This is a genomic window from Paenibacillus sp. SEL1 (genome assembly GCF_054602535.1).
Genome location: NZ_CM137723.1, coordinates 5,364,808 through 5,388,035, shown reverse-complemented (window position 1 = coordinate 5,388,035; position 23,228 = coordinate 5,364,808). Strand labels below are relative to the sequence as shown.

The window sequence follows — 23,228 nt, the reverse complement described above, 5'->3', positions numbered from 1 at the left end:
GGGGCATGCAACCTAAACCGCATATTGTACATTTGCCAGTATATCAGCCCGGTAAACCGATTGAAGACGTAAAACGTGAGCTGGGACTCGATGAAGTCATCAAGCTCGCCTCGAACGAGAATCCGTATGGTAGCTCTCCCAAAGTGTTGCAGGCCATTCAGCAGGAGTTTGCCAACATTAGTGTATATCCTGACGGAAGTGCCGTAGCTTTGACACAGGCACTAGCTAAACGGACGGGTTTAAAAGAGGAACAGTTTATCTATGGCTGCGGATCTGACGAAATTATTGCGTTGATTACGCGTGCTTTCCTCCTTCCCGGGGAAGAAAGCATTATGGCCGATCAGACATTTTCCGTATACAAAAGTAATGTGGAAATTGAGGGAGCGGTTGCAGTTGAGGTGCCTTTGCGTGACGGTGTACATGATTTGGATGCTATGCTGTCTCACATCAATGACCGTACAAAAATTATTTGGATCTGTAATCCAAATAACCCGACGGGCACGATTGTACCTGAAGCAGAGCTGATTGCGTTTTTGGACCAAGTACCAAAGCACATCATGGTTGTTCTGGATGAAGCCTACGCCGAGTTTGTGACGGATCGTTCGTATCCCGACGGCATTCGTTTGTTGCCAGCGTATGAAAACCTGGTTGTACTACGCACCTTCTCCAAAATCTATGGGCTTGCTTCGCTGCGCATTGGTTATGGTATGGGAGCCGAGTCAATCATTCGCTTGATAAATCAGGTTCGTGAGCCGTTTAATACATCACGGGTAGCGCAGGCTGCGGCCATTGCTGCCTTGGAAGATCAGGAATTTGTTCAAGAATGCCGGGATCGTAATGCAGAGGGCAGAGCTTATTTGCAAAATGAGCTCAAGCGTCTGGGGCTGGAGTCTTTCCCGGCACATGGTAATTTTATTATGCTGGATGTACGTCGTCCATCCGGTGAGGTATTTCAGGAGTTGCTTCGTAAAGGTGTGATTATTCGCGCAGGTCATCATAAATATCCGACATATATTAGGGTGTCGGTTGGATCACAGCCGCAAAATGAGTTGTTTATTCGTGTGCTGGAACAGGTCCTGGGGGCGGAAGCGGCGAAAGTACGCCTATAATTTCCGCAGATGGGATTTGATAATTGATGAAGATTGCCATTTTCGGCGTGGGACTGATTGGTGGGTCCCTCGCACTTTGTTTTAAAGGGAAGCCGGATATTACTGTTGTCGGCCATGCCCATCTCCCTGAACTGATGGAACCGATGTTAAGCCGTGGTGTCGTGGACACCGCGACTCTTTCGGTTGAAGAAGCGGCAGAGGATGCCGATTTTATTTTTTTATGCGTACCTGTGGGCTTATTGGAACATTATCTCGAACTGTTAAGCAAGCTACCGCTTAAAACGGGTTGTATTATTACTGATGTAGGCAGCACGAAATCGGCAATTGCCAAAAAAGCATCAGAAATTTCTTTGCGCAACGCTTACTTTATCGGTGGTCATCCGATGGCCGGTTCGGAGCGCTCCGGTGTAAAGGCTGCTTCCGCATTGTTATTTGAAAACGCATATTATGTGCTTTCCCCGGCAGAGGGTGTGCCTGAGGAAGCGTACAGTTCACTGGAACGTTTATTAAAATATACTAGTGCTCATGTTGTGCGTGTCCAACCTGATATGCATGATGATATTGTCGGTGCGATTAGCCATCTTCCGCACATTATTGCAGCGGCACTGGTGAATCAGGTGCGAAAGCACAATGATGAAAATCCGTTGTACCGTACATTGGCTGCGGGCGGGTTCCGTGATATTACACGGATAGCCTCTAGTGATCCGGTTGTGTGGCGGGACATCTTACTGAGCAATCGTGAAGTTTTACTAGGCCTGTTGGAAGAATGGAACGGACAGATTGAGCGTTTTACCCATTTACTGAGAATACAAGACGGTGAGGGAATCGCTGACGAGTTTTTGACAGCTGGGCACTTTCGCAGTGAACTGCCAGAGCGTCGTAAAGGAGTCATCGTCTCCACGTTCGATCTGTATATTGATGTACCGGATACCCCAGGGATTATCGGGCGAATTGCTATGGAACTGGGGAATCACAGCATTAATCTGAGCAATATGCAAATCATTGAAAGCCGGGAGGATGTCCCAGGCATCATGCGGCTTTCCTTCCGTCAAGAGCAGGATTGGGAGCGTGCCAAGACTCTGCTGGATTCGATGGGGTATAAAGTGGTGGTGTGAAGGGTGGAGAAAGTATGAGTGTTCGTTAAGGAGGTACACCGCTCCGCGATCCATTTGATCTTACGATCGCTGTTGCAGGGGGATTCTCTGGACTTTTTAAATTATCTAAAGGTAAGAATCCCCCTGCAAAGGCGAACGCTACGCTTCTCTAGATTCAAATGGATCGCTGCGCTACGGATCGCCTTAAAAGTACTATGCTTTCTGGGAGTGAAATAATAGGAAAAGTTTTAAAGCGGGTGAAGAAACTTTCGCCCGCTTTTTTGTTATTTGAAGAACAAATGAGACAATCCTTCTCACTAATTATTATTAAAGAAAACAAAAAAAGACCACCCGGGTAAAGCCCCGGGTGGTAGCTACTTTTAGTGAAGTAGCTGAGTAGGATAGGAGTGGAGAGAAACCATACTGTACTTTTATTATATGTATACGTTTTCATTTTGTCAATATTTTTTTTGAAGCGTTTTCTTTTTGCGTATTTATCCTTATTGGTGCATTTGAATAGAATACTTTCAATGGGTTTGTCATTTAATCTTGAAAAAATTTAAAATCCCCTGAAAAGCTGTATAAATGAATCAGGTACCAGCGTTAGGGAGGCATTGATAGAAATCGTGGGGATTTTGGACTTTTTTACTGACGGACATTTTGTGGTACAATGGGTAAGTCCATTTTGGATGTTGAATATTGTTGGGGATAGCACCGTTAATGTTGGCACTACATAGGGTAAGAAAATAACAAATGTTCCATGATGCTGTTTCATCCATTTGCGCAGAGGGCGCAACTTTTTTTGACCTGTTCGGTATATATAGACAGAATCGAACGGGAAAACAGCACATGTATGGGCGAGGAGGGTCTCACTCGGATGATGACAGATTCCCAGATGATTCAGGAAATCAAACAAGGTAATGTTGAGGTTTATTCAGAATTAATGAGGCGGCACCAACGTAAAATTTTAGCTTTTGTTTATCATATGCTGAAAAGTTCGAACCTGGAAATGATTGCTGAGGACTTGTGCTCAGAAACGTTTTATAAAGCGTATCGGAGCCTGCACTCTTTTCGCGAGGTAGACGCATCGTTTTCCACTTGGTTATATACGATTGCACGCAATACGGTGCTAAGTGAGCTTCGCAAGCACCGTAGCGGTCAGGTTCCATTGGAGGAGAGCGGTTATGTACCGGTAGCTCCATCGGATGTAATTCCGGAGCAGGCCGTCCTTCGCGGTGAGAAGGTAGAGATGGTTCGTGAAGCGATCAATAGATTGCCTGAGAAGCAGCGATCTGCGCTGATTTTGCGTGAATATGAGCAATTGGATTATCAGGAGATTGCGACTATTTTAGGACAGACGGTCAGTGCAGTGAAGTCATTGCTTTTCCGGGCAAGATCCAGTGTGAAGACGCAGTTGGAGCCTTATTTTTTTGAGCCTCTCTATGAGGAAAACGAAGGGATGAGCAGCCAATGAAATCCAGGGACACTGAGGATTTGTTCGCTACAGGCAAAAATGTATCGAAACAAGACTCGGAGCGCAGACGGGCCAAAAGCTCGTCTGCTGGGTGGGAGCATGGTTCGGAAGAAAAAGAGTGGAATTTGTCAAAAGAAAATCGGTCCGATATTCGTGATATTTCCTTTGAAATAACAGATGAAAAGCTAGAGGCAATGAATCGCAGAGTCATGGATCGAATTTATGAAGAATCACCGTGGCTTGTTCCGGGCGAGCATCGACGTGCGCGTGTGAACCCAGCAGCCCGTAAGTATATGTCTGTATGGATCGCCGGCTTCTTGGCCGTATTTTTATGTAGCTTCTTGTTTTTGAACTGGAACGGAAGCTCCTCTCAGGAAAATCCCCCTCAAGCAGCTCCTGTCATGGATACAGGTATTTTACCGACAGGCCTGTTGAAAACTACAAGTACATCTCCACAATATCAATACCACATTAAAGATGTGAATAGTGGCATTATGGACCCGCTGGTTGCTAGCATTGTTCCTACTTATCCGCAATACTGGATGTTGTTGTCTGTATTGGCACTTGCGCTTGCTTTATTTTCTCTGGGCTGGATCCATCGGGCGAGAAGGGTCAGAAATTAGCAGGACAGCTGGGCTCCAATATGAATTCATAACAATGCCTGAATAACAAAACAGCGGAGGAAACGACACGATGCTTATTGGCTTGATCAGACATGGATTGACGGATTGGAATGCGGTAGGGAAAATCCAGGGTCACAGTGATATTCCCTTGAATGAGGAAGGGCGTCGGCAGGCACGCTTGCTGGCAGAACGATTAAAGGAAGAACCTTATCATTGGGACGGGCTTATTACAAGTAGTCTCTCCAGAGCGAAAGAGACTGGGGAGATTATTGCTTCTGCTCTGCATCTCCCGTTGTTAGAGCCTGATGATCGGCTAAGAGAACGTGCTTATGGTCAGGTCGAGGGCATGACCCAGGCCGAGCGTGAAGAGAAGTGGGGAGTCGACTGGCATCTGCTGGATCTAGGGCAGGAAAGCGATGCGGATCTTCAGCTTCGCGGGCTAGCTTTTATGGAAGCCATTTGGACGGAAAATCGGGACAAGAATCTGCTGGTCGTTTCCCACGGCGGTTTTTTGGCTAATTTGTATAAGGCTCTGTATCAGGAAAAATTCACGGAACGAATCGGCAATTTGTCACTTAGTGTACTCCAGCGTGAGGATATGGATTGGGCACCACTTTTGTATAATTGCACGAAGCATTTGCAAGAGAAAAGTGACTGTAACTCAAAAAGTTAGTAAAAGACCAAGGCTTCTACTTATCGTAGGAGTCGTGGTCTTTTTTGTTTTTTAATTATACCTTTGCAAAAAAAGAGGTTTAGAGTCTGAACAATCCGTCAAAGCTGTGGGTACAACAGGTAAGAATCAATTCCGGATGACAGTCCAGTGACGAGGCGATGGAACAATGAATCTGGCGGATATGCTGACATTTGCGGATATTGTGCATTTGAACAGAATCGCGGTGTATTACGATTGTGACTGTAAACCTAATTCCAAACATGAGTTGATCCAGGGGATTTTGACGAAGCTCGGCAGCAGTAGTTTTTTTGAGACGCAGGTCAAGGAGCTGAGGTTGTCAGAGGTAAGGTTTTTGAACGCGTTGCTGTTCGATGACCGACCGTATTTCAGCATGGAGGAATTGATTGCAATAGCCAAACAGTCTGTTGAGGAGGACGAGAATCCTGGTGAGCGGCCAAGGGATATTGTGACCCGTCTGCGTTCTAGTGGCTGGTTGTTCAACGGTTCGACGCACAATACCAGGTATTTGTTTCAAATTCCGTTGGATATGAAGGAGCGCTTTCGACGTGTTATGGTACATGACTTCCAAAACGGAATGACCCGGGTAAGCGAACCGTCGTCGTACCGGGATGAAGGGCATCTGCTGGCAGAGGATTTACGGCTTTTCCTTCAATACATGGGGCAGCATGAGGTTCCGCTAAATCCCGAGGGAGCTTGGTACCGTCGCAATCAGCAGCAGCTGATGGAACATTTGCACATTGCGGAGCCGCTTTTGGGTAAGGGAGGATGGCGTTTCGGGTATGGCTCCTCTTTTAAGTTTTATCCAGACCGAATGGCACTACTTTATGATTATGCCCGTCACTCCAAGTACATTGAGGAGAAAGGGGACCAAGTTGTGCTGACGGCAAAGGGAGAAGCGCATCAGGAGCATACAATTGAGGAAGAAATGATACAGCTATTCAGGTTTTGGTTAAGATTGTATAAAGGAGCCGTTCCTAATTTGCTGTCTCTAGTCTACTGGATTGGAGAATGTGCCAGGCCCTGGACGTCCTCAGAGTCGCTTTTTGTACATATCGGCCCACTGATTCGACCGTTTTACTATGATACGCCCCGTTCGGTCTTTGATCAGAGGATTATACGAATGATGCTTCACTTGGGTATGCTTCGTCAGGGTGAACATTCGACGGGACCATCTGTACAGATGACGGCCTGGGGGCTGAAGTTGGCGGGAGAGTGCCGCATTGGGCGGAACGACTCGGGTATACGGCTCCATTGACAAGCAGCACACATATTGATAGAATTTCACCCAAAATGAGAGGGTGAAGTTGTTGCTGATTCACTATAACGGAAACATGCCACAGCTCCATTCATCTGTCTATATGGCAGAAGGAGCAAAAATTGTCGGAAAAGTAACGATCGGTCAAGATTCCTCTGTATGGTTTAATGCCGTACTGCGCGGAGATATGGCGCCTATCATCATCGGTGAACGCTGCAATATTCAGGACGGTGTCGTGGGACATGTGAACACGGATCAGCCCCTGTTGCTGGCGGATGATATTTCGGTAGGTCATGCTGCAATAATCCACGGTTGTACGGTAGGCAAAGGCACTTTAATCGGTATGGGGGCCATTGTACTCAACGGAGCGGAGCTTGGTGAATATGCTTTAATAGGAGCAGGGTCGGTCGTTACGGAAAATACCAAAATACCACCCTATACTCTTTCTCTCGGTACACCTGCCAAAGTGGTGCGCGAATTGACAGATGCAGATTTGCAGCGGATGTCACGAACGGCACTCAGCTATGTGGCGAAAGGAAAAGAATATAGGATCTCTTAAACTCATGTTGGAGGTGCATCCTATGGATAAAATGAAGGTTACTTATGAAGTAATGTTGGGCCTGTCTGCTGAAATGGTTTTGGACGAGGCATTACGTAAACACCGGAGTGAAAAACTCTACAAGGATATTGATGAGGCGCTAGCCTCCGGAGATGAAGTAGCTTTTCGTCATCTTACGGATGAGCTGAAAGCAATGAGTTAGAACAATCTTAGGAATCCTGAGTTGGATTTCAGACGAATCTTTAGTTCAAGATTATAATCATCAAACCTGACTGTAGCGGCGGTCAGGTTTTTTTGATACGCTTGGATATGATATAGTCTTTGTAGGATGGGACCTGTACAAGGCAACTGTCGTATGAACGGAGGATGAAGGACGTGTCGTTATCTTATTTGTGGAGCCGGTCGTTCTTGACGAGCCGGCCTTTTTTGTGGCTGCTGTTCTGGTGTAATCTGGTTGGAACGGTGTATGGGTACATATGGTATGGGGGGCAGTTGGAATATACACTAAATTATCACCCAATGTGGCAGATTGTATTTGTGCCTGATAGTCCGACGGCGAGTCTGTTTTTTACGATCTCTATAGCATTTTTGCTCTATTCTCCGCGTCTCAAGAGCTTGAAGGTCATTCGCCAGATCATCGAGGCATTGGCTGTTGTCACGAGTGTAAAATATGGCATCTGGGCTTCAGCTATTATTTTTTGGGGAGTTGCGCAGGGGGGACATATGATATGGCAGGATTGGATGCTGGTGGCATCTCACACGGCAATGGCGGTCGAAGCACTGCTGTTCGTGCGTTTTTTCACCTGCAAATGGACTGCTTTATGCCTAGCCGCACTCTGGACATTGTTAAATGATACGATGGATTATACATTTGGTATATATCCGTATCTTCCAAAGACGCTAACGGATGATGTACCACAAGTGCGTGCTTTTACCTATATGCTGACCCTTGTCAGTATTATAGCGGCATGGCTTGCCATGTTTGCGCGCAATCGAGTGGGAGTGGAAGTGGAGAAATAGAGATGAACATTGTTATAAACCAAAAAGAATATATATTTAAAAAAGGAACCGTGATGATCATAAAATAAGAAAGAACTTTAATCATTTAGCCAAACAAAGTTTTGGTTTTGATTTTGAAGCTTGGTATCAATTGGGCTTTTGGAATGATAAATATATCCCTTACGTACGGCAGGGCAACTGTGATGCTACGTATTTGTTCGCAATGATAGTGTGAAGAATTTTTACACTAAATTCGGATTTGTTTCAGCACAAGAATATCAATTGAACCGGAAAGTAATCATAAACCACTTGGACATTAAAGTTGAGAAATTGAACCTGGAAGAGCAGTCGGATTTAAAGTTACTGAAAAATAAAAGTGCTAGATTAAATCCGTATTCACTTTTTGCTGCGGAAAATAGTGAATGGCTGGTCTTATTCTATGGCATCTCGTTTTTTAAAGATAAATTTATGTATATACCTCAATATGACACGATTGTGGTTGCAGATTTTGAGGGGGATACCATTTGTCCTAAAGCAAGTTCTAGTCCCGGTAACCTTGCCATACAGTAAGGTGAGGAGGGATGTCCCATGAATAGGGGTCAGGCGTTTCAAATTATGATACGTATTGTTTCGAGTGTTGTTTTATCTATGGTCCTGCTGCTGTCCGTCTGCGTCCCTCCAGGTGGGGCAGAAGCGCGTGATCAGTCAAAACCCGTAGGAAATACAAAAGAGATTGAGGAACTGGATCATGCAGCTGCGATACTGTACCGAGATGTGATGGACGGGAACATTGAAAAAGCGCGCGCGGATGTAGCCGAAGTGAGTCGATGGTTTGGCACTGGACAGGTGCAGGCAGCGTTATCTGTAGAGGCCATTCATGCTTTGTCCGGCAGCATCCTTGAGGTGCAGCAAGCTACACAGTCCGTCCAAGCATCACCGGATGAATGGGTGAAGGCTGCGGCCAATTTACGACTTGCGACAGATGCGCTTGCACATCCGCGTCAGCCCTTATGGCAGCAGTATTATAAGATTTTAAAAGAAGATGTTAGTGGCTTGAACAGCCAGTTTGCTAAAGGCAACATGAAGGGTTTCAAAGCTGGAGCCGCAGTGCTGGAGGACCACTATGAGACGATCCGTACAGCAGCATTGATTCATGGCAGAACAAGCGAGGTCGTGCGGGCTGATTCATGGATTTCCTACGTCAAAGGATTGGGGGATCAGCAAAATGCAGATGCCTCAGCGATTAGAGGGGCGTTGGATCAGGGAAATCCGACGTTTAATGCCTTGTTTGGACGTGAAAAAGACGCCACTGCCCTGGCGCCATTTATCCCGCGTGAAAGTGAGCGCCGGGCAGAATTGGCAATCGGCATGATTGTTCTGCTGGCGCTGGCCTATGCAGGTTATCGTAAATATCGAGCTGGTTTCTCTGGATAACGATGCAAAATTCGAATATTCGCGTCGTTGGCTGCTGAGCCATCCATATAGGTTAGCCCATCGCCCGGATTTCCGGGCTATTCCTCTTTGAACCCCTCCCCATGTACATCATGCACATCCTGTATGATAATAAACGCCCGTGGATCAACCGATTTAACAATTTGGTGCAAACGTCGTATTTCCTGACGAGGCACGACACAATAGGCAACATGCTTGGCCTGCTTGGAAAATGCACCTACAGCCGGAATAATAGTAACTCCGCGATCCATGTCCCTAATAATAATATCCGCAATGTCCATCGTGTGGTCGCTGATAATCATAAAGGCTTTGGCAGAATAGGCCCCTTCTTGTATAAAATCAATAATTTTGGACGCGATGAACACGGCGACTAATGTATATAGAATTTTTTCTTTTGGTATGTAAAGTAGTGAAGCACCGATAATGACGATATCAATGACCAGCAGAATCCTTCCCATACTCCAGCCAAACTTCCGGTTTAGAATACGAGCAATTATATCCGAGCCGCCCGTGGTGCCGCCAAAGCGGAACACAATACCTAATCCGGCCCCAAGCGTAACCCCCGCATATAATGAAGAAAGTATAAAATCGTGTTCAGTTTGAAATGTTCCCATCCATCCGAAATGAATCATTTTTTCATACAACCACAGAAAAAAAGTGAGCGACCCGATACCTACTCCTGTATATAGAATTTGCTTGCCCCCAAGCATTTTCCACCCAATTAAAAATAAAGGAATGTTCAGCAGCAATGTGGAGAGAGAGGGTGAAATCGAAAAAGCATAATTGAGCAGCAGGGTGATCCCTGTAATACCACCTTCCATCAGTTTACTGGGTATTATAAAATAAAGCAGACCGAATGCATAGATGGCGGTCCCGAGCACAATGGGTAAAAACAGTTTAAGCTGTTCCATGGACTTGGATATCTTCATATGATCCCTCGCAGTAGCAGTTTAAGGAAGAACGATTTCATGCTGATTTTGCTAAATCGCAGTTCCTTATATGTAGTATACCTTTTTACGGTAGCTTTAAAAGACTGATGACTGTAAGTTGGGATCATAAGTACACAATTAAAAAAAATTTGTTTTAAAATGTGCTTTACGATAACATATGAATAAACCTGCACATGGGGGGATTGCGTGTTTCATGGAAAAATCATTAGATGAAATTCAACGTGAGGTAGACCAGTATATATCTCAATTTAAGGAAGGGTATTTTAGCCCTTTGGCGATGTTGGCCCGGATGTCTGAGGAAGTCGGGGAACTGGCGAGGGAAGTCAATCACTCCTTTGGCGAGAAACCGAAAAAAATGGACGAGGCGGACAATTCGATTGAGCTGGAGCTGGGGGACATTTTGTTCATCACAGTTTGCTTTGCGAACTCGCTAGGTATAAATTTGACCGAGGCTCATGATAAGGTCATGCAAAAATTTAACACGCGTGACGCGAATCGCTGGACCAAAAAGGACACCGATTAGGCGTTTTGTACATATGCTGTACCAAACCGGTTACCCGGAGGTGCAGTGTCATGAAGGCGGAGGAATACGTTCAGAAAGCTTATCAGTGCATTTTGCAGAACGATTTTGAGCAGGCCGTGGAATGGTTTGAAAAAGCAATTTCAGCCCAGCCTGATCATGCGGAGCATTATTTCCGGTGCTCGGTTACCTATGCTCGTAGTGGTCGTTTGGAGCAGGCTCTCGCATATGCAGAGCATGCGGTTCGTCTCGCTCCACAGCAGGATGAATATGTTCTCCATCTGCATGCGCAGGAAGCCAGGCAGCATACGGAGAAGGCCAGAAAAATGCTGGATGTCGACAGAGCTACGCCACAGTTGCGTCAGGATGCGATTTTGCTATTGGAACGAGCAATAGCCCTCGATCCGTTATGTGGGGATGCTTTTTTGCTGCTCGCATTGATTTATGATGAATTGAATGAGTATAAGCTAGCTGTGCAGGCTGCTCGCGAGGCGGCTGCACTGTTTCCTCACAATGTGCAGCTTGCCAACCTCATGAAGAAGTTATGCCAGCAGATGAATAAACAGATCTAACACAAATGGATGCATAAGGAGTTGTAGGGATATGTCAGAACCAATAAAAGTGGCTGTTGTAGGAGCAGCAGGGCGTATGGGCCGTGAAGTTGTCAAATTGGTTCTTCAGGATGAGGAACTACAGCTTGTGGCCGCAGTGAACAGAACACATGCCGGCAGTGATGCCGGCCTTCTCGTCGGATTACCGGAAGCGGGGATCGCTATTGTGGAGGACGTGGAGCAGGCTTTACTGGATAGTCGAGCGGATGTCATGGTCGATTTTACGGGGCCGCGTTTTGCATACGCACATACAGCGCTTGCTATCAAGTATGGAGTACGTCCGGTTATCGGAACGACAGGGTTTACCCCCGAACAGATTAATGAACTGGACAAGCAGTGTCGTGAGCAGCAAATTGGTGGTCTGATCGCGCCGAACTTTTCGATTGGAGTCATTTTGATGATGCGGTTTGCGGCTCAGGCAGCGAAATACTTCCCACATCTGGAAATCATCGAGTATCATGGTGACCAAAAATTGGACGCGCCATCGGGCACAGCCATTAAGACCGCAGAGCTGATCGCCGAACAGCGTGAAGAGCTACGACAGGGTAACCCGGAAGAGGAAGAAACGTTAGAAGGATCACGGGGGGGGTACTATCAAGGGTTCCGTGTTCACAGTGTCCGTCTTCCCGGTGTGTTCGCACAGCAAGAAGTAATCTTCGGAGGGTTTGGACAATCTCTGAAAATTCGTCAGGATTCTTATGAACGAGCGGGCTATATGCCGGGTGTTAAAATCGGTATTCAGAAGGTCATGGAGCAGCCAGGGCTTGTGTATGGATTTGAGCATTACATCGATTAAGAATACGCGAATGATTTGACGAACGAAATTATAGAATGAGGCAGGAGGAACTTTGAATGTTAAAGATTGCATTTATAGCGCATGACCGAAAAAAGGATGAAATGGTAAATTTCATAACGGCCTATGAGCATGTTTTTACAGATCACCAGTTATTTTCAACAGGTACAACAGGTCTGCGCATTATGGAGCAAACCAAGCTTCAAATTCACCGTTTCATGTCCGGGCCGCTTGGAGGAGATCAGCAAATCGGGGCTATGGTTGCACAAAATGACATGGACTTGATTATATTCTTGCGTGATCCGCTTATGGCCCAGCCGCATGAGCCGGATATTAGCGCCCTGTTACGTCTGTGTGATGTACAAGGGATTCCTCTGGCAACCAACGTTGCAACTGCTGAAATACTGGTTAAGGCGCTAGACCGTGGCGATTTTGCTTGGCGTGAGCTGGTACATAAATATAAACCGGGGATTGACCAGCAAGGTGATATAAAATGACACTGGACATCTTGATTTTCGGAGCCCATGCCGACGATGCAGAAATAGGAATGGGAGGCACGATTGCCAAGCATACAGCCGCTGGTTTAAAGGTGGGCGTTTGCGATTTGACGCGGGCTGAAATGTCATCTAATGGTGATGTGGATACTCGTATGGCAGAGGCAGAACACGCTGCAAAAGTACTCGGACTTGCCGTGCGCACGAATCTAGGTCTGCCGGATCGTGGATTATATGTAACTCCAGAACATGTAGCTGCAGTTACAGCAGAAATACGGCGCCATGCACCGAAAGTCGTATTTGCTCCTTATTGGGAGGATCGGCATCCAGACCATGTCATGTGCAGTAAGTTAGTGGAGGAAGCGGTATTTAACGCCAAGTTGCGACGTTTTATGCCAGAAAATCCTGCGGTACAGGTAGAGCAATTATATTTTTATTTTATTAATGATATTGGCAGAACGGATTTGATTGTGGATATCACCGAGCATTATGAAGCCAAAGAACGGTCTTTGTTGAGTTATGCTTCGCAATTTCAGGCAGCACCTGGAAAGGATACAGTATCCACACCCTTAAATCAGGGATATGTGGAACGCGTAAAAGCTCGCGACTCGTTGTTGGGTCAACGCAAACTGATTTCGTATGCAGAAGGCTTTGCGTCCAAAACGCCATATCTGGTTAAGCTATTCACATAAGAATTCTATACTTGAGCATTTTGCAGAATGTTAAAATAAATCGGCAGGAAAGTTATCACTGATGAGCGGAAGGAGGCAGCTTAGCTTGAATGACAAATTGAAAATTGGAATTACCTGTTATCCGTCGTTGGGTGGCTCCGGCGTAGTGGCTACTGAGTTGGGTAAGTTGCTGGCAGAAAAAGGGCATGAGGTCCATTTCATTGCCAATAGCATTCCGTTCAGATTAGGCGGGGCGTTTCAGAAAAATATTTTTTATCATGAGGTTGAAGTTAACGATTATTACGTGTTTAGATATCCACCCTATGATTTGTCACTGGCGACCAAAATGGCCCAAGTCGCACAAATGAAGAATTTGGACGTACTCCATGTTCATTATGCGGTACCCCATGCAGTATGCGCTTACTTGGCGAAGGAAATGGTGGGTGATCATCTGAAGGTGGTAACCACCTTGCACGGTACGGACATTACAGTGTTGGCACAGGATGAGTCGTTGAAGGACCTGATTCGGCTGGCTATTAACAAAAGTGACGCTGTGACAGCGGTTTCCAAGGATTTGATTCGGGAGACGATAGATGCGTTGGAAATTACACGACCTATTGATTTAACCTACAATTTTGTAGATAAACGGGTATATTATCCACGAGATGCCGCGGCGCTTAGAAGAGATTTTGCCCAACCGCATGAAAAAATAATGATGCATATTTCCAATTTCCGTCCTGTCAAAAGGGTGGGAGATGTGCTGGATATATTTGAAAAAGTGCAACGTAAAGTACCTGCGAAGCTGCTGTTGGTGGGAGAAGGACCGGATCTTCCAAAAATCCGTTGCAAAATCGAGAATTTAGGTCTGCAAGATAAGGTCTTCTTTTTAGGTAAGCAGGATCAGATCGCAGAAGTGATTTCTATGGCGGATGTGCTGCTGCTTCCCTCGGAAAAAGAAAGTTTTGGTCTGGTTGCACTGGAAGCAATGGCCTGTGGAGTGCCGACCATCGGTTCTCAGGCAGGGGGAGTACCTGAACTCGTTGTGCATGGAAGTACGGGGTATCTTGCTGAAATCGGTAATACTGAGGCAATGGCTGATTATGCAGTAGAGCTGTTGTCCGATGAAGCGATGGCGGAACGTTTCCGTGAAGCGTGTCTGACCCGCGCCCGTACCGTTTTTTGTGATGAGCTGATTACCCGTCAATATGAAGAGATATATTACCGTGTGTTGGGACGCGAGGTGCCGGATCTTAAACCGATCAGCGTTTAAGAGGGCGGACTCGCGTCCGTTTTTTATATTGAATACTTGCAAAGGGGGAAACCCTATGAATACAAATACTTGGCAATATGCTGACCAAGAGATGGCATTTCATGGCAGAGAGGTCATACATGTACTAACCGCAGCAGGCTACGAAGCCTACTGGGTCGGTGGCTGTGTGCGGGATGAGCTATTAGGAAGAGCCATTCATGATATGGATTTGACTACTTCGGCTGAGCCTGAACAGGTCATAGCGCTATTCCCTCACGTCATTCCGACAGGAATTCAGCATGGGACGGTTACGGTCATGCAGGGTGGCCATGCGTTCGAGGTAACCACTTTTCGTACGGAAAGTGGTTATGCCGATCACCGCCGTCCAACGGAAGTTGCCTTCGTAAAGGATATCTGTGAGGATCTGATGCGACGGGATTTTACTATGAATGCGATTGCGATGGCAGAACACGGAGAGCGGGTGGACCCATTTGGAGGAGAAGCCGATTTACGAGCCGCTCTCGTTCGTTGTGTAGGCCGAGCCGAGGAACGTTTTGAAGAGGACGGGTTACGAATGCTGCGATGCATCCGTTTTGCCTCTGTGTTTCGGTTCCGTGTTGCTTACAACACCTGGAAAGGCATGATTCGGCGCAAAGAGGGACTTCGTTACATAGCCATGGAACGTGTGCGGGTCGAGCTGGAAAAGATGCTAGCGGGCCCTGACCCTTTACGTGGGTTGGAGATGCTGAGCCGTAGCGGATTGCTCGGTTGTACGAAGGTTCCGGTTCCTTGGGAACAATGTGAAGCATGGGCGCTTAAGGGGATCGTTCAACTGCAAGAAGAACTGCGGTGGGGCCTGCTCTTAATGTCTTGTAGACTTACCTCAGAGGCAGCGGACGAGCTACTAAGAGCTTGGACCTTTTCCAACGCGGTACGACTTCGGCTGGTTCATCTGCTGGAATGGGAGACCGAATTAATCTACAGTGCTGGTGCCATAGCTATAGCTGGCGATTCCGATCCGGGGGAGTCTGGCATTGTCAACGATGAGGCGCTGCGTCGTAGCTGGATTCGTCTGCTAATTAGACTGGGAAAAGATACAGCTTCAGACTGGCTTGATCTTTACAAGACACTGCCTGCTTCATTCCGCGGATTACCGCCGTGGGTAGAAAAGCATGTGGCGAAAACAGCCGAACTGGCAAGCTCGTGGACAAAGCAGGCTGTAGTCGTTCGTATCAAAGATTTAAATATTACAGGAAATGAACTGGTTCAGGCGATGAATCGACCAGGCGGCCCTTGGCTGGGTCAGATGATGGAACAGCTTTTACAAGCTGTTGCCTGCGGAGATATTCCGAATGAAACAGAAACATTGCTTCAGGAAGCGAAACGGGTGATGAGTAGTGAATAATCATGAAAGATTGTTAGGCATACTGGAGGAAGGTACATCCGATTACGTATCAGGGGAGGAAATCAGCCGACGCCTCTCGGTTAGCCGAACAGCAGTATGGAAGCAGATCAACAAACTGCGTGAGTTGGGCTACAACATTGATGCCTCCTCGCGTCGGGGTTATCAATTGATATCCCGACCGGATCGGCTGGAAGTCTCCAAATTGGCCAATATGTTAAATACTCAATCGTTTGGCCAGCGTATCGTTGTACTGGATTCGACGGTTTCCACTCAGCAAGATGCCATGCGTTTGGCAGAAGAGGGCGCGCCAGAGGGGACAGTAGTGCTTGCAGAGGAACAAACGGCAGGTCGGGGACGTTTGGGACGGAAGTGGTATTCCCCTCGTGGCAAAGGAGTCTGGATGAGCATTGTGTTGCGTCCTACCCAGCCCTTGGCTTTTACCCCCCAGCTAACGCTACTTACAGGTGTAGCAGTGTGTAGGGCCATTCGTCGGCTGACGGGTGTGGAGGCTGGTATCAAATGGCCAAACGACGTGCTGATTCATGGTCGCAAAGTATCCGGTATTCTGCTGGAATCTGCAACAGAGGATCAACGGGTTCGATACTGTATTGCAGGGATTGGCATTGATGTGAATTTAAATAAAGAAGATTACCCGGAAGAGTTATCGCAGGTGGGAACGTCCTTGAAAATAGAAGCAGGGCGTGAAATTGACCGTACTGTGCTGATCGCCTCAGTGCTGGAAGAGATGGAACAGCTAAGTAAGTTGTATGCCGAGCAGGGGTTTCAGCCTATAGCCATGCTGTGGGAGGCTTTGTCCGTGACTATGAACCGTAGCATACGGGCACATACCGGACAAGGGGTAACTGTAGAAGGCACAGCTGTTGGCTTGGATCCTTCCGGGGCACTCGTAGTAGAAACGGATCAGGGAGAGCGAATTCAGGTCATTTCAGGGGATATACAATTGTAGAAGCAACCCTAGCTATGAAAACGACCGAAATCGTTCTATTCCCTGTGCAAAACTTCACGTGAAAAAGCTGATGTTTTTTGTTATACTGTGCAGGAGGCGGCATCGGACGGTCCGAGCTGCACTCCAGGGGCACATGCTCTACTTTAGCAAGTTTGTAAGACCATCATAACTTCATTTGAAGGTTACGTTGGATTCTGCTCTGAGCCGAACAGGACCGAGACAGAAGGGACGATCTCAAAATGAGTGTCTTTTTTGGCTGTTCGGACCTTTTGATGACGCAGATGTATAGGCGTTCATAAAAGGTTATTTTTTGTGCCAAAAAAAGATGGAAGGGAGCCATTTACAATGGCAGGAAAACAAGCACTGAATATTGTGAAAATGAAAAAGATGAAGCAAGAGGGCATTCCGCTCAGTATGCTGACCGCCTATGATTATCCATCGGCTAAAATAGCCGAGGAGGCGGGAATTGACATGATTCTCGTGGGTGACTCGCTGGGTAACGTAGTTCTTGGTTACGATTCAACCATCCCTGTAACCTTGGATGATATCGTGTACCATTCCCGGGCAGTCGCAAGAGGCGCGGAACATACATTTATCGTAGCGGACATGCCTTTTATGACATATCACAGCAGCGTATCAGAAAGTCTTCAGGGCATCCGCCGTCTGATGCAGGAAGGACATGTGCATGCTGTTAAATTGGAGGGCGGAGCTGAAATTGCTGATGTTGTAAAAGCAACTGTTCAGGCAGGTGTGCCTGTATTGGGACATATCGGGCTTACTCCGCAATCGGTTAATCAAATTGGCGGCTATCGCATTCAAGGCAAGGACGAAGCGGACGCACGCCGGTTAATGGCGGACGCCAAGGCGCTGGAGCAGGCGGGTGCTTTTGGCGTTGTATTGGAACTGGTAACTGAGGAAGTGGCAACAGCGATTTCTAAAGAGCTTTCCATTCCAACCATTGGAATTGGTGCTGGACGTGGATGTGACGGTCAGGTACTCGTTTATCACGATCTGATTCAGTACGCATCGCCTTATTTCAGCAAACGCTTTGTTAAAACCTATGCCGATGTAGGCGGCTTGATCCGCAGCAGCATTGAGCAGTATGTGAGTGATGTAAAAGGGCGGGCATTTCCGGCCGCGGAGCATGTGTTCAGCGCGGATGACCGCGTTGTGGAATCCCTGTATGGTAAGGCAAAAGGACAGACACAGGAACAAGCTAAGGAAAAGGTGGAATCACGATCATGATCATCGTAAGAGAAGTGGCTCAGCTGCGCAAGATTATTGCTGAACGTCGGCAGCTTGGGACAAGCGGGACAAAAAAGGTACACGGTTCTACCTCTTTACAGCAACATAAAGTCGGCTTTGTACCAACCATGGGATACCTGCATGAGGGGCATGCGAGCTTGATGCACAAGGCGCGTGAAATGGCGGATACGGTGGTGCTTAGCATTTTCGTAAATCCGATTCAATTTGGACCGAATGAAGATCTAGACAGCTATCCTCGCGATGAAGCTCGTGATTTGGAGGTAGCGCGGCGCGAAGGCGTGGATATTGTTTTTTTGCCAACTGTAGCAGAAATGTATCCACAACCAACCCAAACCAAAATTCGTGTATCCGGTTTGACAGATCGTTTGTGCGGTGCTTCCCGTCCAGGCCATTTTGATGGTGTGACTACGGTGGTAGCCAAGCTTTTTAACATGATAGGTCCTGATTTGGCTTTCTTTGGAATGAAGGATGCGCAGCAGGTTGCTGTGCTCCAGCAGATGGTGACTGATCTCAATATGAACGTGATTATCGTACCTTGTCCCATCGTCAGAGAGGCGGATGGTTTGGCCCTCAGCTCCCGTAATGTGTATTTAAGTGCAGAACAGCGCGAGCAGGCGTTGGTGCTGTCTCAGTCACTGCGTAAGGTGCAAGAAGTGAGCGAAGATATAGTAACAAACACAATTACGATTCGTCAGCTACATCAAATGGTGGAGTCCACCATTACTTCCTCTCCTTTAGCAGACATTGATTACATTGAAATATTAACTTTTCCCGGTCTGGAGCCCCTTCTTCCCGAGCAGCGGCTATGTGATGTTCAGGAAGACGTCATCGTAGCGCTGGCTGTGAAATTTGGCAATACCAGACTGATTGACAATATAAGAATACAGAATGCGGAGGTGCTTTCCCATGTTTAGAACCATGATGAAATCCAAAATTCACCGCGCTACGGTTACGGAAGCTAACCTGAACTATGTGGGGAGTATCACTATAGATGAAGATCTCATGGAGACATCGGATTTGTTGGAGAATGAAAAGGTTCAAATTGTAAACAATAACAATGGAGCTCGACTGGAAACCTATGTTATCCCCGGACCGCGTGGGAGCGGCGTAATCTGTCTCAATGGTGCGGCAGCCCGTTTGGTGCAGCCTGGTGATACAGTCATTATTATTTCCTATGCTTCCATGTCGAATGAAGAGGCCAAAACATACAAACCAACAGTGGTATTTGTTGATGAACATAATAAACCAGCCCAAACGATGAACAAAGAAGTACACGCGACGATCATGTAATGAATGGGAGTGCGGATGAAACCCGTCTTTTAAGCGAAAAATGTGAGTGTATTAATCCATCTTTCATAAGGGCGGGATGCACATGTTCCAGCATGTATTCGCAGAAATGAACAGCATGTTAGATGATATCGTGAAGCATTACCCATCAGCCCAGGGCTCCCGCAGGCAGGAGCTGCTACAGCACTGGAGTCTGCTGCGGAGAATGAGTGACGGAATTATGGATGAGTGGCTGGCCTTTGAGGAAAAAATGGTTTGCCTGCGTGCGGCCGGGTTTTCCGCGGAGACCGATATGTCTGACACGGAGTTACCTGAAAAAGAGCTGCCAGCTTTTAATCGGGGGCAAGGGTATTATCGATTACTCATGTACCCTGAGGCGATCCAACAATTTGAGCAGGTACTACAGCATTTTCCGAACAGCTGGCAGAGTCGCATGTATATGGGAATGGCCTATTTTCAACTAGATGATCCAGCAGAGGCTGTATGCCATTTTCAGGAGGTGCTGGACCTGACTGAGCAGGCAGGACTGAAGGCGGTCATCTATAATGCGCTAGGCTGTCTGTTGGCAAAGCAGGCTGACGTAGAGGAGGCGCAAAAATGTTTTGCTCTCGCACATCAGTTCGATCCTGCGTTACCCGAGCCGCTGCACAATATGGAAGCCTGTCTGTCCGGTACCGAAAAGCTTCGATACGACAGCTCCATGATGACCTGGATGTAGTTGTCAGACACCGAGCAAGACGATGCATGCCCACCTCTCAGGCGGCGTGTGCATCGTCTTTTTTGGCTGTCTTAATTTCCAAACAGGCGATCTTCTGCTATGCTAATATACAGAGTTATTATTTTTGTAAGTGTCATAAGAAAGGATTAGCCCGAATGAAATTTGCGGTATTGGATTTTGAAACGACAGGCACCCAGTCCGCGGATGACATCATTCAAGTCGGACTTGCAATTATAGATCATGATAACAGCATTTCCCGTGTTTACGGCTCTTATGTAAACCCTGGCAGATCTATTCCCCCTTTTATCACCGGGTTGACCGGAATTACAGACGATGACGTCAAGGATGCTCCTGCACTTGAAGAAATGATGATGGAGCTCGTGCCTATGCTGGACGATGTTGTACTGGTCGGTCATAATGTGGCGTTTGATTTTAATTTTTTGCAAAACGCTCTGGATCGGTGCGGTTATTTGCCGTTTAGCGGAAGAATCTTGGATACAATGGATTTTCTGAAAATTATGTTTCCATCGCTATCTTCGTATCAGTTGGGTTTTGTGTCTTCTGAGTTTGGGCTGGCGCATGATCGCCCTCACCAAGCAGACAGCGACGCGTTGGCTACGGCTGAGGTGTTTTTAAAGTGTCTGGGTGAGCTTCAAGCATTACCTTTGATAACGATACAGCGGCTTAGCGATTTGTTTGCAGAGGAAGACAGTGACCTTGGATGGTTTCTTGATGGGGTGCGTGAAGAGAAAGAGCTTCATCCTATTCAGGATCTGGAGGGACATCAGTTTTTTCGTCAGCTTGCGCTAAAAGTGGAAGATTGGACGGAGCTAGCTGCTCCGCGTAGAGAAGATGACCCGAATCCACTGTCAGGTGTTTCCTTTGAGGAGTACATGGATGATGTGCGGGACAATTTGCGTTCATCCTTGAGCCAATATGAGGAGCGCGAGGCGCAGATACAGATGATTGAGGGTGTAAATCAGGCACTGAGTGAAGACAAGCACCTACTGATCGAAGCAGGTACAGGAACAGGGAAGTCCCTCGGCTATTTGCTCCCATCGCTGTATCACAGTGTGAAAAAAGGACAGCGAGTTATGGTAAGTACACATACGATCAACCTGCAGGAGCAATTACGCGAGCGCGACATTCCGATGCTGACCAAGGTGATTCCGTTTCCGTTCCGGGCTGCTATTTTCAAGGGTCGGGGACATTATTTGTGTCTGCGTAAGTTTGAACATAAAATAAACAGAAGAGACTTCGCGACACCGAAGGAAGATTTAATTACAGCTGCTCAGATGATCGTCTGGTTGACGCTAACAGAAACCGGTGATGATGAAGAACTGAATCTGAGCAACCGTGGTGGAGATTTCTGGGAAACGGTGGCGAGTGATTCAGAGTCCTGTCTTGGTCGTTCTTGCCCATGGTTCCGCAAATGCTATTATCATCGTGCACGCCATGAAGCAGGGATAGCGGATGTTGTTATTACGAATCACTCTAAGTTGTTTACAGACGTCAAAGCTAGTCACCAATTGTTGCCGAGCTATGAACATCTGGTGATTGATGAAGCCCATCACCTGGAGGAAGTAGCTGGTAAGCACCTAGGTATGCATATGAAATATTTCACACTCGTGCATACACTGACGCGACTGTTCAAAGACAGCAAGAATGGACAACTGCCTTCACTTCGTCAACAGTTGGCGAAATCGGGGCACGAGAAGTCGACGGATTGGGCCTCAACCATCGATCAGATGTATCCGCTCGTGTTAGAGGTTAAGGAAACTTGGGACCTGCTAAGCGACAAGCTGTTTGGCATGTTGCCAGAACGAAGCGATGCGACACCAGGTGAAACAGGACAGTTTTCTTCCCGTCTCAAACCTTCAGCCAAGCCTGCAAAGTGGGATCAGGCGGGGGCTTTGGAAAATCAGCTATATGTAACGATGAGTGAAATTTTGCGCAAGGGTGACAAGCTGATGCTGGACGTCAAGGAAGAACATGACGATTATGCGGCGGATAGCCTTATTACAGATATCACGGGTCTGCTCAAGGATCTGACGGGGATTCGAGAAAATTTGCGCTTTTTTATGCGACTCGATGATGAAACAACCGTATACTGGCTCGAAGCGAGTGGGCAATTCCGCAGTAAATCATTACAATTTTATGCGGTGCCCGTCGATGTGAGCCGCCAGTTGAAAGAAATGTTTTTTGACAAAAAAAGAAGCATTATTCTGACGTCTGCTACCTTATCGGTAGATAAGTCGTTTCAGTACATGATCGATCAGCTCGGCTTGCAGGAAGCCGCAGATCAAGAGCGGCTGATGACTTCGCAGCTCCCGTCACCCTTTAATTACAGGGATCAGGTGTTGCTGGTCATTCCACGGGATTTCCCAAGCGTGAAGGGCAGTGTAGGAGATGCACACTTTGTAGATATGCTCGTTAGCTCTCTAGGAGCGACTGCTCAGGCGACGCGGGGGAGAATGCTCGTTCTGTTTACTTCCTATCGGATGCTCCGGCAAGTGTATGAGCCGCTCAAAGAGGCCTTAGCATCCAGCGAAATTACTGTGCTGGGACAAGGTGTGGACAGTGGGAGTCGCAGCAAGCTAACCCGCCGTTTTCAGGAAGCCAAAGCTTCTGTATTGCTGGGAACCAGCAGCTTCTGGGAAGGTGTCGATATTCCGGGGAAGGCTCTGACTTGTCTGGCCATTGTTCGCTTGCCATTTCAACCGCCGAATCACCCGTTGCTGGAGGCAAAAAGCGAGCTGCTCCAGCAGCAGAAGAAGAATCCATTTATGAAGCTGTCTGTACCACAAGCGGTCATTCGCTTCAAACAGGGATTTGGTCGGTTGGTTCGTACAGCGAGCGACCACGGGGTCGTTATCGTTTACGATACGCGTGTGATCGAATCCTATTACGGAAAGCACTTTTTGTACTCGTTACCGGGACCAAAAATGGAGCATATGCCATCGGAGCAAATGGTGCCCCGCATCGCCGAATGGCTCCAATCCGCCCCGGAGACCGAGGCATAACGGACGGACACTAAG

25 protein-coding genes are annotated in these 23,228 nt (G+C 47.2%); 24 read left to right on the top strand and 1 reads right to left on the bottom strand.

From position 1 onward, the window contains the following. The first annotated feature begins 5 nt into the window (after positions 1–5). From hisC to ACYCSE_RS24610, 11 genes are all read left to right on the top strand, one after another. Complete coding sequence (hisC, locus tag ACYCSE_RS24660) at positions 6–1,109, top strand: histidinol-phosphate transaminase (protein ID WP_069289823.1); 1,104 nt, start codon at positions 6–8, stop codon at positions 1,107–1,109. Between the two features lie 26 nt (positions 1,110–1,135). Beyond that, positions 1,136–2,224, top strand: a complete 1,089-nt coding sequence (locus ACYCSE_RS24655; RefSeq protein WP_069289822.1) for a prephenate dehydrogenase — start codon at positions 1,136–1,138, stop codon at positions 2,222–2,224. An 856-nt stretch (positions 2,225–3,080) separates the two neighbouring features. Then, a complete protein-coding gene (locus ACYCSE_RS24650) occupies positions 3,081–3,677 on the top strand; it encodes an RNA polymerase sigma factor (RefSeq protein ID WP_172828252.1) in 597 nt (198 codons plus the stop codon). Further along, positions 3,674–4,300 carry a hypothetical protein gene (locus tag ACYCSE_RS24645; RefSeq protein WP_061829202.1) on the top strand — a complete coding sequence of 209 codons (627 nt, stop codon included), beginning with the start codon at positions 3,674–3,676 and terminating at the stop codon, positions 4,298–4,300. The genes ACYCSE_RS24650 and ACYCSE_RS24645 overlap by 4 nt, the downstream gene beginning before the upstream one ends. 70 nt (positions 4,301–4,370) lie before the next feature. Then, complete coding sequence (locus ACYCSE_RS24640) at positions 4,371–4,973, top strand: histidine phosphatase family protein (RefSeq protein WP_068941607.1); 603 nt, start codon at positions 4,371–4,373, stop codon at positions 4,971–4,973. Positions 4,974–5,139: 166 nt separating this feature from the next. Beyond that, positions 5,140–6,249 carry a hypothetical protein gene (locus ACYCSE_RS24635; protein ID WP_061829200.1) on the top strand — a complete coding sequence of 370 codons (1,110 nt, stop codon included), beginning with the start codon at positions 5,140–5,142 and terminating at the stop codon, positions 6,247–6,249. A gap of 52 nt (positions 6,250–6,301) precedes the next feature. Then, entirely contained in the window at positions 6,302–6,808 is a 507-nt protein-coding gene (locus ACYCSE_RS24630) for a gamma carbonic anhydrase family protein (RefSeq protein WP_023989153.1), read from the top strand. A 22-nt stretch (positions 6,809–6,830) separates the two neighbouring features. Continuing rightward, the gene (locus ACYCSE_RS24625; RefSeq protein ID WP_013371655.1) at positions 6,831–7,010 is read left to right on the top strand and encodes an IDEAL domain-containing protein; all 180 of its coding nucleotides are present in this window, start codon (positions 6,831–6,833) and stop codon (positions 7,008–7,010) included. Positions 7,011–7,183: 173 nt separating this feature from the next. Next, complete coding sequence (locus tag ACYCSE_RS24620; protein ID WP_322159794.1) at positions 7,184–7,828, top strand: DUF1405 domain-containing protein; 645 nt, start codon at positions 7,184–7,186, stop codon at positions 7,826–7,828. Between the two features lie 288 nt (positions 7,829–8,116). After that, on the top strand, positions 8,117–8,377 hold the full coding sequence (locus ACYCSE_RS24615; RefSeq protein WP_459700423.1) for a hypothetical protein: 261 nt from the start codon (positions 8,117–8,119) through the stop codon (positions 8,375–8,377). A gap of 18 nt (positions 8,378–8,395) precedes the next feature. Next, positions 8,396–9,241 carry a sporulation protein YpjB gene (locus tag ACYCSE_RS24610; RefSeq protein WP_459700421.1) on the top strand — a complete coding sequence of 282 codons (846 nt, stop codon included), beginning with the start codon at positions 8,396–8,398 and terminating at the stop codon, positions 9,239–9,241. Positions 9,242–9,318: 77 nt separating this feature from the next. Here ACYCSE_RS24610 and ACYCSE_RS24605 read toward each other — a convergent pair whose 3' ends face one another. Beyond that, on the bottom strand, positions 9,319–10,188 hold the full coding sequence (locus ACYCSE_RS24605; protein ID WP_459700419.1) for a YitT family protein: 870 nt from the start codon (positions 10,186–10,188) through the stop codon (positions 9,319–9,321). Between the two features lie 214 nt (positions 10,189–10,402). Between ACYCSE_RS24605 and ACYCSE_RS24600 the strand changes: the two genes are divergently transcribed. The 13 genes from ACYCSE_RS24600 (at position 10,403) to dinG (ending at position 23,213) form a co-directional block, all read left to right on the top strand. Continuing rightward, positions 10,403–10,732, top strand: a complete 330-nt coding sequence (locus tag ACYCSE_RS24600) for a nucleotide pyrophosphohydrolase (RefSeq protein WP_013310697.1) — start codon at positions 10,403–10,405, stop codon at positions 10,730–10,732. A 50-nt stretch (positions 10,733–10,782) separates the two neighbouring features. Then, positions 10,783–11,301, top strand: coding sequence for a tetratricopeptide repeat protein (locus tag ACYCSE_RS24595; RefSeq protein ID WP_459700416.1), 519 nt, complete (start codon positions 10,783–10,785; stop codon positions 11,299–11,301). A gap of 31 nt (positions 11,302–11,332) precedes the next feature. After that, complete coding sequence (gene dapB / locus ACYCSE_RS24590) at positions 11,333–12,136, top strand: 4-hydroxy-tetrahydrodipicolinate reductase (protein ID WP_069289816.1); 804 nt, start codon at positions 11,333–11,335, stop codon at positions 12,134–12,136. A gap of 56 nt (positions 12,137–12,192) precedes the next feature. Then, complete coding sequence (gene mgsA / locus ACYCSE_RS24585; protein WP_013310694.1) at positions 12,193–12,630, top strand: methylglyoxal synthase; 438 nt, start codon at positions 12,193–12,195, stop codon at positions 12,628–12,630. Further along, the gene (bshB1, locus tag ACYCSE_RS24580; RefSeq protein ID WP_061829194.1) at positions 12,627–13,319 is read left to right on the top strand and encodes a bacillithiol biosynthesis deacetylase BshB1; all 693 of its coding nucleotides are present in this window, start codon (positions 12,627–12,629) and stop codon (positions 13,317–13,319) included. The genes mgsA and bshB1 overlap by 4 nt, the downstream gene beginning before the upstream one ends. Positions 13,320–13,404: 85 nt before the next feature. Continuing rightward, a complete protein-coding gene (gene bshA, locus ACYCSE_RS24575; RefSeq protein WP_061829193.1) occupies positions 13,405–14,568 on the top strand; it encodes an N-acetyl-alpha-D-glucosaminyl L-malate synthase BshA in 1,164 nt (387 codons plus the stop codon). Positions 14,569–14,623: 55 nt separating this feature from the next. Beyond that, positions 14,624–15,952 (top strand): CCA tRNA nucleotidyltransferase, encoded by a 1,329-nt coding sequence (locus ACYCSE_RS24570; RefSeq protein ID WP_459700412.1) that lies wholly within the window; start codon positions 14,624–14,626, stop codon positions 15,950–15,952. Further along, positions 15,945–16,919, top strand: coding sequence for a biotin--[acetyl-CoA-carboxylase] ligase (locus tag ACYCSE_RS24565; protein ID WP_459700410.1), 975 nt, complete (start codon positions 15,945–15,947; stop codon positions 16,917–16,919). The genes ACYCSE_RS24570 and ACYCSE_RS24565 overlap by 8 nt, the downstream gene beginning before the upstream one ends. Positions 16,920–17,264: 345 nt before the next feature. After that, entirely contained in the window at positions 17,265–18,164 is a 900-nt protein-coding gene (panB, locus tag ACYCSE_RS24560; protein WP_023989139.1) for a 3-methyl-2-oxobutanoate hydroxymethyltransferase, read from the top strand. Then, positions 18,161–19,099 (top strand): pantoate--beta-alanine ligase, encoded by a 939-nt coding sequence (gene panC, locus ACYCSE_RS24555; RefSeq protein ID WP_235309602.1) that lies wholly within the window; start codon positions 18,161–18,163, stop codon positions 19,097–19,099. The genes panB and panC overlap by 4 nt, the downstream gene beginning before the upstream one ends. Then, on the top strand, positions 19,092–19,475 hold the full coding sequence (gene panD / locus ACYCSE_RS24550; protein WP_013371641.1) for an aspartate 1-decarboxylase: 384 nt from the start codon (positions 19,092–19,094) through the stop codon (positions 19,473–19,475). Before panC ends, panD begins: the two co-directional genes overlap by 8 nt. An 82-nt stretch (positions 19,476–19,557) precedes the next feature. After that, positions 19,558–20,190 (top strand): tetratricopeptide repeat protein, encoded by a 633-nt coding sequence (locus tag ACYCSE_RS24545; protein WP_235309603.1) that lies wholly within the window; start codon positions 19,558–19,560, stop codon positions 20,188–20,190. A gap of 155 nt (positions 20,191–20,345) precedes the next feature. Further along, the gene (gene dinG, locus ACYCSE_RS24540; protein WP_459700407.1) at positions 20,346–23,213 is read left to right on the top strand and encodes an ATP-dependent DNA helicase DinG; all 2,868 of its coding nucleotides are present in this window, start codon (positions 20,346–20,348) and stop codon (positions 23,211–23,213) included. Positions 23,214–23,228 lie beyond the last annotated feature (15 nt).